At 35.0% G+C, this 15,350-nt stretch carries 12 protein-coding genes; 8 read left to right on the plus strand and 4 right to left on the minus strand.

Annotated elements, in window-relative coordinates; translation table 11 throughout:
- Positions 1 to 41 precede the first annotated feature (41 nt).
- A complete protein-coding gene (locus tag MY04_RS23225) occupies positions 42 to 2,483 on the plus strand; it encodes a glycoside hydrolase family 3 N-terminal domain-containing protein (RefSeq protein ID WP_084006092.1) in 2,442 nt (813 codons plus the stop codon).
- Entirely contained in the window at positions 2,480 to 4,660 is a 2,181-nt protein-coding gene (locus tag MY04_RS23230; protein ID WP_066214836.1) for a GH92 family glycosyl hydrolase, read from the plus strand. The genes MY04_RS23225 and MY04_RS23230 overlap by 4 nt, the downstream gene beginning before the upstream one ends.
- Positions 4,661 to 5,314: 654 nt before the next feature.
- On the opposite strand, the gene MY04_RS23235 is transcribed toward MY04_RS23230, so the two are convergent.
- Positions 5,315 to 6,994, minus strand: a complete 1,680-nt coding sequence (locus MY04_RS23235) for a glycoside hydrolase family 43 protein (RefSeq protein WP_066214838.1) — start codon at positions 6,992 to 6,994, stop codon at positions 5,315 to 5,317.
- A 273-nt stretch (positions 6,995 to 7,267) separates the two neighbouring features.
- Between MY04_RS23235 and MY04_RS23240 the strand changes: the two genes are divergently transcribed.
- The 3 genes from MY04_RS23240 (at position 7,268) to MY04_RS23250 (ending at position 8,136) form a co-directional block, all read left to right on the plus strand.
- Positions 7,268 to 7,741: a hypothetical protein gene (locus MY04_RS23240; protein ID WP_066214840.1), complete on the plus strand. Its 474-nt coding sequence runs from the start codon at positions 7,268 to 7,270 to the stop codon at positions 7,739 to 7,741.
- An 11-nt stretch (positions 7,742 to 7,752) separates the two neighbouring features.
- The gene (locus MY04_RS23245) at positions 7,753 to 7,896 is read left to right on the plus strand and encodes a hypothetical protein (RefSeq protein WP_158297872.1); all 144 of its coding nucleotides are present in this window, start codon (positions 7,753 to 7,755) and stop codon (positions 7,894 to 7,896) included.
- A gap of 84 nt (positions 7,897 to 7,980) precedes the next feature.
- A complete protein-coding gene (locus MY04_RS23250; protein ID WP_158297873.1) occupies positions 7,981 to 8,136 on the plus strand; it encodes a hypothetical protein in 156 nt (51 codons plus the stop codon).
- A 93-nt stretch (positions 8,137 to 8,229) separates the two neighbouring features.
- Here the strand turns inward: MY04_RS23250 and MY04_RS23255 are convergent, their stop codons facing one another.
- The gene (locus MY04_RS23255; protein WP_084006093.1) at positions 8,230 to 9,399 is read right to left on the minus strand and encodes a thioredoxin fold domain-containing protein; all 1,170 of its coding nucleotides are present in this window, start codon (positions 9,397 to 9,399) and stop codon (positions 8,230 to 8,232) included.
- 190 nt (positions 9,400 to 9,589) lie between these two features.
- On the opposite strand from MY04_RS23255, the gene MY04_RS28365 reads away from it, so the two are divergent.
- Positions 9,590 to 9,760 carry a transposase gene (locus tag MY04_RS28365; protein ID WP_084006094.1) on the plus strand — a complete coding sequence of 57 codons (171 nt, stop codon included), beginning with the start codon at positions 9,590 to 9,592 and terminating at the stop codon, positions 9,758 to 9,760.
- A 253-nt stretch (positions 9,761 to 10,013) separates the two neighbouring features.
- Here the strand turns inward: MY04_RS28365 and cydB are convergent, their stop codons facing one another.
- On the minus strand, positions 10,014 to 11,051 hold the full coding sequence (gene cydB, locus MY04_RS23265) for a cytochrome d ubiquinol oxidase subunit II (protein WP_066214844.1): 1,038 nt from the start codon (positions 11,049 to 11,051) through the stop codon (positions 10,014 to 10,016).
- 2 nt (positions 11,052 to 11,053) lie between these two features.
- Positions 11,054 to 12,433 (minus strand): cytochrome ubiquinol oxidase subunit I, encoded by a 1,380-nt coding sequence (locus MY04_RS23270; protein ID WP_066214846.1) that lies wholly within the window; start codon positions 12,431 to 12,433, stop codon positions 11,054 to 11,056.
- 336 nt (positions 12,434 to 12,769) lie between these two features.
- On the opposite strand from MY04_RS23270, the gene MY04_RS23275 reads away from it, so the two are divergent.
- Together MY04_RS23275 and MY04_RS23280 are read left to right on the plus strand one after the other, a co-directional pair.
- Positions 12,770 to 13,267, plus strand: a complete 498-nt coding sequence (locus MY04_RS23275; RefSeq protein ID WP_084006095.1) for a thioredoxin family protein — start codon at positions 12,770 to 12,772, stop codon at positions 13,265 to 13,267.
- A gap of 144 nt (positions 13,268 to 13,411) precedes the next feature.
- Positions 13,412 to 15,349 (plus strand): FAD-dependent oxidoreductase, encoded by a 1,938-nt coding sequence (locus MY04_RS23280; protein ID WP_066214848.1) that lies wholly within the window; start codon positions 13,412 to 13,414, stop codon positions 15,347 to 15,349.
- The last annotated feature ends 1 nt before the right edge of the window (position 15,350 follow it).

Genomic DNA, 15,350 nt, shown 5'->3' on the forward strand with positions numbered 1-15,350 from the left:
TCTAAATAAACTAAACTAAAACCATTAAATAATTATTTCATATGAACAAAAGTATTCCCTTGTTGCTCATGTGTTTTCTTGTACATCAAATACAAGCAAGCAATAGCACTTTAAACCTAATTAATTATTCGGAAGAAGATTCCATTAAAACGATCTATCAATCCGATTGGATAGATTTCAATAAAAATGGAAAGAAAGATATTTACGAGGATCCCACTCAGCCAATAGAAAAAAGAATAGAAGATTTGCTTTCTCAAATGACAGATGAAGAAAAAATTTGTCAGATGGTGACGCTCTATGGATACGGTCGTGTGGCAAAAGATGAGCTACCAACAGAAGAATGGAAAAATGAAGTTTGGGCCAATGGTTTGGGTAACATCGATGAGCCTTCGAACGGTGTTTATAAAGATGCGAAATATATTTTGCCTTACGAAAAGCACGTTTGGGCGACAAATGAAATTCAAAAGTTCTTTGTAGAAGAAACTCGTTTGGGTATTCCTGTAGAGTTCTCGAATGAAGGTATTCGAGGATTAAACCATAAAATGGCGACCTCTCTCCCTGCACAAAGTACCTTTGGAAATACTTGGGACAAAGACCTTTTTGCACAAGCAGGAGATATGGTTGGTAAAGAAGCGAAATGGCTGGGTTACCATAATGTGTATTCTCCTGTGATTGATGTAGTAAGAGATCAGCGTTGGGGCAGAGCAGTAGAATCTTTAGGTGAGGATCCTTTTTTAGTTACTGAATATGCTATTCCATTTGTGAAAAATATGCAATCGCATCAAGTAGCCGCTACGTTAAAACATTTTGCTGTATATGCTATGCCTAAGGGTGCTAGAGATGGTTATTCGAGAACTGATCCACATGTTGCGCCGAGGGAAATGTTCAACATTCATTTGTATCCTTTTGAACGCACAATAAAAGAAGGAGGAGCCATGTGTGTGATGGCATCTTACAATGATTATGATGGTATTCCAATTATCGCTAATCCCTTTTTTATGGATTCTTTATTAAGAAAAGAATATGGTATGAAAGGCACAATTGTTTCGGATTCGGATGCGGCGGCTAACCCTTGGAATAAACACCGTGTAGCAAAAGATTATAAAGAATCGGTAAGACAAGTTGTTCAGGCAGGATTGAATATTAGAACTACCTTTAACCATCCTAAGAACTTTCTAAATCCTTTAAGGGAATTGGTGGCTGAAGGAGCTATTTCTCAAGAAGTTTTAAACGAAAGAGTACGAACTGTTTTGTATACCAAATTTTGGGAAGGATTGTTTGATCAGCCTTACAAGAATGAAGCAGATGGATCGAAAGTAAGAAATAAACAGCATCTTGAAATTGCTAAAAATGCAGCTAGTGGTGCCGTTGTGCTATTAAAAAATGAAGGAATATTACCTTTATCAAAAAGTGAATCAAAACACATTCTTATTGTAGGACCTACGGCTACTCAAGTTAGTAGTTCGAATTCGAGATATGGCGCATTGGATACGAACATCAAAAGTATTCTTGATGGCTTTAAAGATTATCTGAAAGGTTCAAACATCACTATTGATTATTGTAAAGGATCCGAATTGTATGACGAAAATTGGCCATCTTCAGAAGTGTTAAGGTACAGAGCATCTGATAAAGACTTGAAGTTATTAAACGAAACTAAAAAGAAAGCGGAGAAAGCGGATATAATTATTCTTTGTGTTGGCGAAAATGAAAAGATGATTGGAGAAAACCTATCACGTAGCTCATTAGACTTACTTTCGACGCAACAACATTTAGCCTATGCGATGATTGATACTGGTAAACCTTTAGTAGCTATTACAGTAAATGGCAGACCGATTTCAATAAATGATTTAGATCAAGATGCCGATGCTATTCTAATGGCTGGTTTTTTAAATGAGTTCCAAGGTGATGTCGTGGCTGAAACCATTTTTGGAGAGAATAACCCATCGGGTAAACTCGCCACCACATGGCCTAAAGCAGTTGGTCAGGTGCAACTAAATTTTCCTTATAAGCCGTATTCTCAAGGTGGACAAGCGACTTCTGGACCAAATGGTGTAGGAGAGAGTAGAGTGGTTCCTCCTTTGTATCATTTCGGTTACGGATTATCTTACTCAACTTTTGAGTATAGCAATTTAACCATCGATAATCAATTAGATAATAACGGAGCCGTGACCATCACTTGTCAGGTAAAAAATACAAGTAAAGTAGACGGTAAGGAAGTAGTTCAGCTGTATTATAATGATGTGTTATCATCAGTAATTCAATACGAATGGCAACTAAGGGGATTTGAAAAAATTAACCTTAAAGCAGGTGAGTCTAAAAAGGTGAGTTTCCAGCTTTATCCTAAAGATCTTTACGTCTTAAATAAAGACTTTAAGAAAGCATTTGAACCTGGTGAATTTAAGTTTTTCATCGGTTCTAGTTCTGAGATCAAAAAGCTAGAGGGTAATTTTATGTATAACGGAAATGAAATGATTATCAAATGAAACAATACATATTATTTTTCTCTCTGATAACACTTTGGGCTTGTGATCAACCTACATCAAGGATAAATGGAGCCGATTATGTTGATGTTTTTGTGGGAACGGGTGAACACGGGCATACTTTTCCTGGTGCTACTCTACCTAATGGAATGGTGCAATTAAGTCCCGATACAAGAAAATATGGCTGGGATGCCTGCAGTGGTTTTCATGATAGTGATAGCACACTATTGGGGTTTAGTCATAGACATCTAAGTGGAACGGGAATTGGGGATCAAGGAGATTTCTTGATTACCCCATTTATAGATTCATTATCACTTCCCATAGGTTTTAAGAAATCATCGCAAAATGCTAAGGCAGGGTATTACGAGGTTCTATTGGATAATGGAATTCATGCACATTTGTCGACCACAGAAAGAGTAGGTATCCACCATTACACTAAAAAGACATCGGGAAATTTAGGTATTCATTTAGAAGTATCTTCTTTACTTCAAGGTGGTTGGAGTATTGAGAGCGGGTATAAAATTATAAATGATAGTACAATTGAGGGCTACCACCATTCCTTGGGTTGGGCCTATAGTAACAAAGTGTATTTTTATGCTAAGTTTTCTTCTCCATTTGATCTTCAAAATTTAGAATTAGAGCAAGCAAAGGGTAAGAAAGAAGACTTGCATCTCGAATTAAATTTTGGTGATATTGACCAATTAGATATTGCTTTTGCATTGTCACCCACAAGTACTGAAGGAGCAAAGAAGAACTTTAATGCTGAATTTACTGGGTTTGACTATCAAAGTTACATGCAGAAATCAATTGCTCGTTGGGATACGATTTTTGATAAAATACAGATTGAGACGGAAGATATCAATGTATTGAAAAACTTTTATACTTCTTTATATCACACCTATATTCACCCATCAATTAATCAGGATGTAGATGGGCAATATGTAACAATGGATAAGCAACTAAAGCATTCTGATCATCAAAATTATACTATTTATTCCATGTGGGATACGTATCGTGCGGTGCATCCATTATTAACGATCATCGATCCTGAACTTACGGAGGAGTTTATAGAAAATATTATCACCAAAGGTGAAGAAATAAATGTTTTACCGAAGTGGCCATTGGCATCAAATATTACGGGGACTATGATTGGCTATCCTGCTACAGCCATATTATCTGATGCTTTTGCAAAAGGGTATGGAAGTAAAGATCAATTGAGAAGAGCATTGGCACTATCACTTATGTCAGCGAATTACAATCCTGAATTAATTGAACATCATATCGAATCTAGAAAAAATAGGCTAATGGCGTTGGATCAATATTATATAGATTCAATTGGGTATTCTCCAGCAGATATTTGTAAAGGTTCTGTGTCTTATGGTTTAGAAGTAGCTTATTACGATTGGTGTATTGCTCAAATGGCCGATTTGTTAGATGAAAAAGCAATCGCTAATGAATTTTATCACCGATCAAAAAGGTATGCACATTATTTCGATCCCCAAACCAAATTTATGCGTCCTAAGAATTTAGATGGATCTTGGAGAAGTAATTTTGATCCTAAACATTCTCAACATGAAAATGGGGCATATACTGAAGGAAACGCATGGCAATGGTCTTGGTTTGTTCCTCATGATCCGCAAGGCTTGGTCCAATTGATGGGAGGTAAACAAGCTTTTGAGCATAAATTAGATGCTCTATTCTCTATGGATAGTGAGATTACAGGAGAACACGCCTCAGCAGATATTACAGGTTTGATTGGTCAATATGCACATGGTAATGAACCTAGTCATCATATTACATATTTGTATAATGAGATTGGAGAGATGGATAAAGGGAGGGTGATTTTAGATTCCATCATGAATCATTATTATGCACCTACGCCAGAAGGAATTTGTGGAAATGAAGATGTTGGACAATTATCAGCATGGTATATTTTGAATGCCTTAGGGTTTTATCAGTTAGCCCCTGGAGACCCAACATTTACCATTGGTCGACCGATGATAAATAGTGCGATCATAAAAATTAATGGCGGTGATTTTAAAGTCAGAATTCACAACAATAAAAAATCTAATAAGAAAGTCGCCAAAGCGATGTTGGATAATAAGAAGTTAGAAGATAATACCTTTCAATTTTCTCAAATTCAACCTGGATCGACCTTGGAAATTTGGATGAAAAACTAGTTTGATTTATTCTATTTGATGGGTAGATATTCTAATCAGTACGGGCGTTGCACTTCAACGCCCGTACGAACTATTAGAAATAAAAACCATAACAAAATCTTTAAATGTACAGGTTGTTAAACGTTAGAATTTCTTGTATTTGAAAATTAAAATTTAACATCTGTATTAACACAACATAAGAAAGATTTAAAATACAACAGAAACAAAAACTTCGATGTTAAAGGGATCATTAAATAAGTAAAAAGGCTAAGTTATTTTAGTAATAATAAAGACCTTTGTGGCGATTTCAACTAACACCAAATCTCGATTCATTATGAGTATTAAAGTTTTTGTACTGTATTTACTTTTACTAGTTTGTTGTTTATTTATTGCTTACGGAAAAGACTCTTCAAGATGTAAATCAAGAAAAGTGAAACTAATCAAGCAGTTTCAGACAAATGCTACATTTTCAACTAGACAGTAAAGTATCCTCAAACTCGGTAATTATTTACCGAGTTTTTTTTATGTATTATCGAAAAATCCCTAAAAAGGGGGATGCCTTGAAGCTTGTTAATTTTGTACTTTTGAAATGTTGAGAAAAATAATACTACTGTGTGACGATCTATGATTCTATACCCTTACCCAAAAGTACTTGTTCTAAAACAAGTACTTTTTTTATTGTGGATATCCTTGGTATTTCACCCAATCAAAATAGGCTTTTGTTTTTGACTTTGGATAGTCTGAAGTACAATAAACACCTAAGTAGGCACCTGTGTAACCACTGTTCCAACCGTAGCTTAGTAAAATATCATTTTTCGTCTCCCCAATTAACTGATAGGTTTCTCCAGCATCAAGAGAATAGTAATATTCATATTTTTTTGTAGACGATTTTACTTTGAAAATGATATCACCTTTGTAGTTATTTAGAATTTTCTTGGCAACCATTTTTTCTTCCTTTTTTCTTTCATTTGAATATATGGAAACCTCAAAATTACCATCGTTCTTCTCTACTAAAATGGAAACGTAATTATCATCTTTCTGATTGATCATGATGCCTGCTTGCTCTTTTTCTTTTTTAGGATTGAATTGCATTTTTGCTTCAAAATCAAATAAACTTTCTTTCTGACGAATCCCCATAAATGCATATTGTTCTCTTAAACCAATTTTTTGATTTATCGCATTGAGTACTAATTGATTATTACGAGTATCAATGGAATAAAAATCTAAAGGGACTCTTCTAAAGTTCCATTCATGATTTAAAATTTCACTATCGAAATGATCCACAAAAGCATCGTTTCTTAATTGTGGTTGTTCTTCAAATGGAAGTTTTTCTTCTTTCATTATCCTACCATTTTCAGGGGAAACCACAGGCCAATCATATTTAGGATCTTTCCACCAGAATGGCTCTCTTTCCCAAGAAACCGGAGTTAAGAAAGTCTCTCTACCCATATTGCTTGCACGGTCAACATCTCCACGAATACCCAAAGCGACCATATACCAACGACCGTCTTCTAATTGAATAATATCTGCATGTCCTGTGCTATTTACCCAATTATCATACGATAGGTTTCTAGTAGTAAGAATAGGGTTTCGTTCGTTAGATACATAAGGTCCTGTAATTTTGTCACTCACAGCTATCATCATCGCATGATTGTAACTTGTACCTCCTTCGGCGACCATCAAATAGTATCTGCCATCGTGTTTATAGACATGTGGACCTTCTACCCAAACACCTCCACATGCACCACGATACAAATAATATCTTTCCCCTTTCAACTTCCAATTGACGATATCCAATTGTTGGGTCCAAATTTCACCTTCTCCCTCATAGGTTGGATTATCAGGTGAATGAGTTCCTGTGAACCAAACGGTACCATCATCATCGAAAAATATATCTGGATCAATACCTGGAGCACCATCAATAATATGTGGCTCTGACCATGGTCCTGCCGCATCTTTTGCCGTAATTATAAAGTTGACCAATTGTGCATCTGCTCCTTTTTCTTTTGGGAGATATACATTGGTAGTAATAATATAAAATGTGCCTTCATGATATCTAATGGTAGGGGCGTGAATACCTCCATTCTGTTGAACATCGACAAGGTTCATTGCTCCATTACATTGGTCAATTCTATGCAATCCATATCCTGCCCATTCCCAGTTGACCAAATCTTTACTTTTATGAATTGGTAAACCGGGGAAGTATTCAAAAGAGGAATTGACGATATAATAGTATTCTCCATCGTATGTAATAGAAGGGTCGGGATAACCGCCTTGAATGATAGGGTTGGTAAATGTTTGACTAAACACATTGAGGGTAAGCAACGCGAATAAAATAGTAAAATATAATCTCATTTAAGTTTGTAATAAGGGTTTTCGTAAATCAAAATTCACTGGTAATATTACATATTATCAAACATTATAGCATTAAAAAGAAACACAAATTTTATTAAATGTTTATGTTTAAGATTAATCAATAAAAATTATTTTTAAAACTCCTTATCATGAGGTATTTATGAATGGATTAGTAAATTATGAATAAATAAACATAATTTATATAGGGTTTTAGTTATTACTATTCATTTATGTTTTTGATTAAACAATTTTAAATAGTGCGAATAGTTAAATATGAAAAAATTAATCCTATTAATTGTAGGAGCAATTATAGTAGTTGCTTGTAATAACAAAACACCTGAACCTAAAACAGAATTTGTCCCTGTACCAGGTGATACAACTGTAATTGTAATCCCAGGAGACACAGTTGTGGTCAGAGATACTGTGATTATCACTCCAGGTATTCCAATTGGACCATCAACACCAATTTCTGTTCATCCAGTGAAACAAATTGAAGGCTATGATACATTAAAGGTGGCGAAAGATGGTGTTGTTGTAGGTATTATTAAATCGAATGAAACAGTATCAGCTTGGAAAAAGGTAGACACACAAAAAAAGCTATCAGAATACACCATGGAAATTGATGCTACATCAAGTTATGGTAAATCTTTTGTCAATGTATATCTGACTAAATATGGAGAAGATAAGCTGTTGGGGGGAATACGCCTTACAAAGGAAAGTGGAGTATCGGAGAAGCAAACCCAGTAAGTACAGAGGAGATGCTTCAAAAGTATGGAGATTGGATTGTTCGTGATGACTATTTTGAATGGTCATTTGGGGATACAGGTAATTTCATTTGGAGAAGTGGTGACTCTACACAGAAGGGTGGTGAGTTTGAAATCAGAAAATTTGATGTGAAGTAATAGAGAATAAATTTTCTCAATTTAGACTACAAACAAAATGAAAAACCTTAAAATAAAACTGCAAAAGTAGTAGCTGTTTCAGCAGTGATTACTTTATTTTTCTCTTGTTCTCCTGCTGTTGTCAAATCAAGCAGTGGACATAAAGTGAAACTTTCGAAAAGTTCTTCGATGGTTCAGCAGAGAGTTCAGCAAAAAAATAATCAGCAGAAAAGAGGAGGTAGAGCGTTTAAAGCCAGATAATATTAGAATAAAGCTTTGAAGTAGATTCACGATAAAAAAACCACTTTCTCTGAATGAGAAAGTGGTTTTTTATAGATTATAAACTTTATAACCTTAGTTATTTTTCGATAACTCTTTCAATAACTCTTCGGTGCTAGAAACATCTTGACCAGCAGCTTTACCAAGTTCAATTGATTTCTGAGCAGCCTCTATAGCTTTTTCAGTTTTACCAAGTGCTTTATAAACATGTGCCTGAGTATCAACATTTGCATAATTTGCATCAATCATTACTGAACGGTTGATCCAAGTTAAAGCCTTTTTCATATGCTTAGCTTCAACATTAGCTTCATAATATTTCCAAGCAAAAGAATTTAAAACAGAACTAACTCTTTTCTCATCTGACATGCTAGCCACTAATTGATCTACTGCCATATTTGCCTTAGCATAATCCTTTTTCTTCATGTAGAACTGAGCTTCTGATTGAGCAACAATAGAAGTTGATTCAGGAATTTCTTTTTTCACTAATTCAACTTTTGTTTTAAACTCTTCTTCGGAAACGTTAGCTCTTACAGCATTTCTTAGAGTATTGTATGCTAGATTATTTTTAGCCCCTTCAATAGCCTTTTCTTCAGCATCAATTTTATCGAAATAAGGTAATAACCCGCTCTCTATACCAGATACGTAAGATGCTTTAATTAAAAGATCAGTATTTTCTTTTACTTTTAGGTCCGCATCAGAAACTAAAGCAAGGAATTTACCTAACATTACATCATCTGTCTTATAAGCACCATAAACCTTGTTTAGATATTTTGATAAATCCTCTTTAGAAGGAGTTTTAACATCATAAACATTCGCTTTTAAAGTCACTAATTGATTTTCTGGCTTGAGGGTTTCTTTAATAGCATCAACAAATTCTTCAGCCGGTAAAGCACCTACTAAACGATCGATTTCATTTCCGTCAGCATCAAAAAATAACAAAGTAGGATAAGCTTTTACTTGGTATGTTTTTGCCAATTCAATGCCTTCACCTTTTTCCATGTCAATCGCAATGTTGATGAAGTGTTCATTCATCACATCACCTACGATTTTTTCTGGAAAGACTTTCTTTTTTAGCATTTTACATGGACCACACCATGTTGTATAAGCATCTAAGAAGATGTACTTGTTTTGTTTTTTTGCTTCAGCTTTGGCTTCAGCGAATGTGCCTTCAAAAAATTCAACACCTTGTGCGAAAGAGGCAATGCTAATCAATAGCATAGAGAATAGTGAAAAGATTCTTTTCATTTTGGAAGTTTATTAATTTGACTTGAATTGAAATTGAAATCTACAAAACATATTTTGAATATGCATGAATGTTAAAATTAAAAAAACTTAATAATTATTTGGAGGTGGAGTATTGTGGGTGTGTGGTTCGAGGGGTTGAAACCCCTCGTTGAGTAATGTTTATGTATAAGTCTTTCCACTATTCTTTAAAATTGCACATGAAAAGAAAATTGATTTACATTTTGTAAACGGTTATAAAAATCATGTTCATGCTCTCATAAAGGTAAAGCCCAATCAAAGTTTGTCTTCACTAGTAAAACTTTTGAAAGGGATCTCTTCTAGAAGAATCAATGAAGAATTAGGTATTAATCATTTTCAATGACAAACAGGATATTATGTATCATCTGTCAGTCCAAATAGGTTAGAGATTGCTATTAAGTATATAGTAAACCAATAGGAAAAACATCAATCCATCGATTTTGAACAAGAGTTGAAGATTTTTGATTTTGATGAAAAAATTTATTTTTTGATAAATATGTAATAATGTATAATAAAAAAGTTGTCTCATAAACATCATATCCTCAAACCTATGACAATTTGATGATCAACGATAATTTATGAGACAACATAAGATATTAATACGAATGCTCATCCAATTTTACCTTACCCCAGAATACCTTATAGACAATAAAAGTATAGGTAAGGACCAAAGGAGTACCAATAGCGGCAATGGTCAGCATCAATTCTAAACCTTTTTCAGAAGCTGCTGCATTGTATATTGTAATACTATTTGCAGGATCGTTTGTTGCAATTAATAATGCCGGATATAATTGAATGGCCACCATTATCAAAAGAAGGCTAAATGTAAGCGATGAGAATACAAACGCTTGCAAGTATTTTTTCTTTTTGGCTAATCTCGGAATGTTTGCAATACTCAAAACAGCCATCACTGGAAGGACGAACAATTCTGGATATTCTTTAAATCTTTCTGCTAAATGCGGAAGGAAGATCAAAGTATACAAACTCATAATGATATACATGATGATAAAGCCAATCATACATTTTTCTAGCATGTACACGACATGATCGAATAACTTCCCTTCGGTTTTTAACGACAAATAAATGGCTCCATGCATCATCATCATGGCTAAAGTAGTTAATCCAACAATAATGGAATAAGGGTTAAGGAACATCATTAAGTTGGGATCTATAGCTTCATAGTTTTCATCCAATGGAATGCCTTGAAGTACATTTCCCAAAACCACTCCAAGTAAAAAAGCGATCATGGCACTGGAAATAGTGTAGGCAACATCCCACATACTTCTCCACCACTTCATTTCTTCCTTACTCCTAAATTCAATAGAAATGGCTCTTAAAATAATGAACCAAATAAAGAGCATAAATGGAATATACATTGCCGAGAAAAGTGTGGCATAGAATACTGGGAATCCAGCAAATAAAGTACCTCCACCGATGACTAACCAAACCTCGTTACCATCCCATACAGGACCTACTGCATTCAATGCTATTCTTCTGTTCTTATCACTTTTAATAAACAAGTGCATGGCTCCAGCTCCTAAGTCGAAACCATCTAAGATACCATAACCCGAAAATAATGCACCTACAACAAGATACCATAACGTAGGATAATCTAAACCTAAAAATGTTTCCATGATTAATCTTTTGAGTAGAAGTTATTAATATCTTTTTGATGCGTTCTATGGTCGATTAGTTCCATATCGTTTGGTCCATGTTTGATCTTTTTATTTAATAAGTAGATAAACAAGGCAAACAGTAAAGAATAGATAAACGTGAACATGATTAAGGAGAACAAGACTTGCTCAGCTCTCACAGCTTTTGATAATGCATCAGATGTTCTTAATAAACCGTAAACCACCCAAGGCTGACGTCCCATTTCTGCAGCAAACCATCCAAATTGATTGGCCAACTGAGGAAGAATAACAGCAAAAACAAAAATCCATAACAACCATTTTTTATCAAATAGTTGTTTCCTCCAAAGTAAAAATGAACCTACAACAGATAACCCAATCAATAGCATTCCAATACCAACCATCAGATGGTAAAATTGAAAAATGGCATTGACTTGTGTGGGTTGATTATTTTCATCAAAGGCATCTAATCCCTTCACTTTTGTATCAAAATTTTGATGCAATAGGAAAGATAATCCTCCAGGAACTTTAATTCCGTAGACTTCCTTACTTTGTTGATCCACCCATCCAAATAAATAAAGATCTGCTGGGTTGTCTGTATGATAATGTCCCTCGAATGCGGCTAATTTTGCAGGTTGATTTTTAGCCACTCCATCAGCCGATAAATGGCCTAAGAACAACTGCACAAAAGAAAATATAGTGGCAGCAATCAATCCCATTTTAATTCCCAATTTAGAGATTTCTTGATGTCTATCTCTCACTAAGTAGTAGGCATGAACACTTATAAATAAGAATGCTCCAGCTAAGAAGGCTCCCACCCAAACATGTAAAATTCTCTCTACACTAGAAGGGTTAAAGACCATTTCCCAGAAGTCTGTAATTTCGGCTCTTGCTTCTAATCCTTCACCCACTATATGGTAGCCTGCAGGCGTTTGTTGCCAACTGTTTGCCACCACAATCCATATGGCAGAAAACATCGAACCTAAGAAGACACCTAAAGTGGAAATAAAATGAACTCTTGGACTTACTTTATTCCAACCAAATAATAAGATACCTAGGAAACTACTTTCTAAAGCAAAAGCAAATATACCTTCTGCGGCTAAGGCCGAACCAAATATGTCACCAACATACCTAGAGTATGTGGCCCAGTTGGTGCCGAATTCAAATTCCATTACAATTCCGGTAGCCACACCAATACCAAAGGTGAGGGCAAAAATTTTAGTCCAGAAACGTGTGAGAACTTCGTAATCTTTTATACCTGTTTTTAGAAACATACCTTCCGAGATCACAAGCATAAGGCCAATGCCAATACTTAAAGGAGGGTAGATGTAATGAAAAGATACAGTAAAGGCAAACTGTATTCTTGATAGTATTTCTACATCCATAGCTTGGGTAGATTGTATTTAGTTATAATTTTTCGTTGATCAAATGTAAAGTCAAATTACCAACTATCAAAAGACATTTTGTAGATTGTTATTGTTTCTTTAGATATCATTATTCAATGCTCAAATAGTGATGTTTCTAATCAATTCGTAATGAAGTCACTAACTAATGGTGATATTCGTTATCAAAAATACAATTGTGATGTTAATACTGCCAAATGATTATTAATGCATTATATTTGCTACTTCATCAGAGAAAAATATCAAATTTTAGATAAACATTTGATAGCTTTCAATTAGCATAAACAAACCAAAAAATAACTGATTTTCTATCTTCAAATGAATTTCTTAGAACAGCTTATCGATTATCAAAATAAAGCAGAACAAAATTTCGAAAATAAAAAAAGTCTTTCGAATTTTTTCCACTTTATTTTAGCTCTAATCATCTTTATAGGATCTACTCTTTATGCAGGTTTAAGCATGCCCTTTAGATTATTGTACAATATGCTTTATAAAAAGGCAGTCACTGATAAGCTGATTAAAATTGATAAGCAGAATATAGATAAAATACTATCCGATCACCCTACAGTGGTTCTCGATTTTTGGGCAGAGTGGTGTGGTCCATGTTTAATGATGGATAGTACAATTCAAGAATTTTCAGATGAGTCGAAAGAAGTAGTTATTGGGAAAGTAAACGCTGACCTCAACGGTGATATAGTCAAAAAGTATAATATCCGGGGTTTACCACAATTCGTTTTAATTCAAAATGGATCGGAAGTAAAAAGACATGCAGGCCCAATGACAAAATCTGATTTAGAGAAGTTTACCTCCCTATGATAAATTTCTTAAAATAGGGGTTGTGTATTTTTACCCTATTTACTTAAGCCTGTTGTAAAATCTAACCCTCTCAAATCCATAAATTATTACCTATAACAGAGCATTGATTTATATATAATGCATTTATAAAATGAATGAATTATAATGAACAGACGAAAATTTCTAAATGTTGGCAGTAAAGCCGCTCTACTATTATTAGCTACCAATGAACTTCTAGCTAACTCTCGAGATCTTAAAAAAATATCAGGAGAATTCCTTTTTGTAGAAGCAGAACAGTTCGATGACCTTGGAGGTTGGGATGTTGACCAACAATCCATGGATCAGATGGGATCACCATATCTTTTGGCACATGGGTTAGGTCAGCCTGTAAAAGACGCCACCACAAAAGTTAACTTTCCAGATAAAGGCAAATACAGAGTTTGGGTAAGAACCAGAGATTGGGTGGCCCCTTGGAATGTACCTGGTGCCCCGGGGAAATTTCAACTTATAATAAATAACAAAGCAGTGGCCGAAACATTCGGTACTAAAGGTGCAGAATGGCATTGGCATGATGGAGGTATTGTAGATGTAGAAAAAAATACCACTCTTCAGCTTCACGATTTAACTGGTTTTGAAGGAAGATGCGATGCGATATTGTTTTGCAAAGATCACGATTTCAAACCTGTCGACGATGTTAAAGCACTAACCAAATTTCGAAGAAAGCTTTTAGGTTTTCCAGATAAACCTGTAAATGGAGGCGACTTCGATTTAGTCGTTTCAGGAGGAGGTTTTGCAGGAACAAGTGCTGCGATCTCTGCTGCAAGAAAAGGTTTAAAAGTGGCCTTAATTCAAGATCGACCTGTATTGGGAGGTAACGGTAGTTCCGAAGTAAGAGTATGGCCAGAAGGGCACACTTTGCAAAAGCCTTATCCTCATGTGGGAGAAATAGTCGAAGAAATATCACCCGATCCTTTGGATAGAGGGAGATATGGAACAAGAAATGCCCGTATGGGTGAGAATTATTTCGATCAAAGAAAAACCGATGTCGTCAACAAAGAAGAAAACATCACTTTATTTATTGAAGAAAGAGTAATTGATGTAGAGTATAAGAAATCGAAAATAACGGCGGTCATAACACAACACACACATTCTGGCGTTCAACAAAAAATTAAAGGTAAACTATTTGCAGATTGTACAGGTGATGCTACTGTAGGCTATTTAGCAGGAGCTGATTATGAAATCTCAGCATCCACTTTTATGGGATCATCTAATATGTGGAGTGTACTTGATGCAGCCAATAAGGATGAAGTGCTGAAATGTGAATGCAAGGACAAAGCGGCTTTAACCATTTCTTGTGAAATTGGTAAAGTAGAACAACCTTTTCCTCGATGTCCTTGGGCAATAGATTTAACGGATAAACCGTTTCCTGGGCGTGCATCTTTTAAAGGACAATGGGGAATGAAAGATCCCTTAGGCAATTTAGGCGGTTGGTTCTGGGAAAGTGGTTTTGATAAAAACCCAATTACCGACGTAGAAAAAATTAGAGATTTAAATTTCAGAGCCATGTATGGTGCATGGGATGCACTAAAGAATGTCGACAAACTGTATCCAAATCATCGTTTGGGTTGGTCAGCTTATATTTCTGGTAAGCGTGAATCTAGACGTTTAATGGGTGATGTTAAACTAACAGCTGATCATTTTAGAGACAATGTAGCATTTGAAGATGGGGCCTTTCCTTGTTCTTGGGGAATTGATATTCATAGTGCCCACAAAGAATTTGATGAAGGTTTAAAAGGAGAGGAGTTCATTTCTTTTGCTACAACAGGAAAAGGGTATGATTATAAAGGCCCTTATTGGGCTCCATATAGAACCTTGTACAGTAAGAATATTGATAATTTATTCATGGCCGGTCGTAATATTAGTGTCAGTAGAGAAGGTTTAGGACCTGTAAGGGTCATGAAAACATGTGGAATGATGGGCGAGATTGTAGGTTTAGCTGCTTCCATTTGTATCAAAGAGAAATCAACTCCTAGAGGTGTTTATCAAGTGCATTTAGACGAATTAAAGAAACTGATGAAACAACCTTCAATAAAACGTTCTTAGT

Source organism: Flammeovirga sp. MY04 (assembly GCF_001682195.2).
Lineage (GTDB): Bacteria > Bacteroidota > Bacteroidia > Cytophagales > Flammeovirgaceae > Flammeovirga > Flammeovirga yaeyamensis.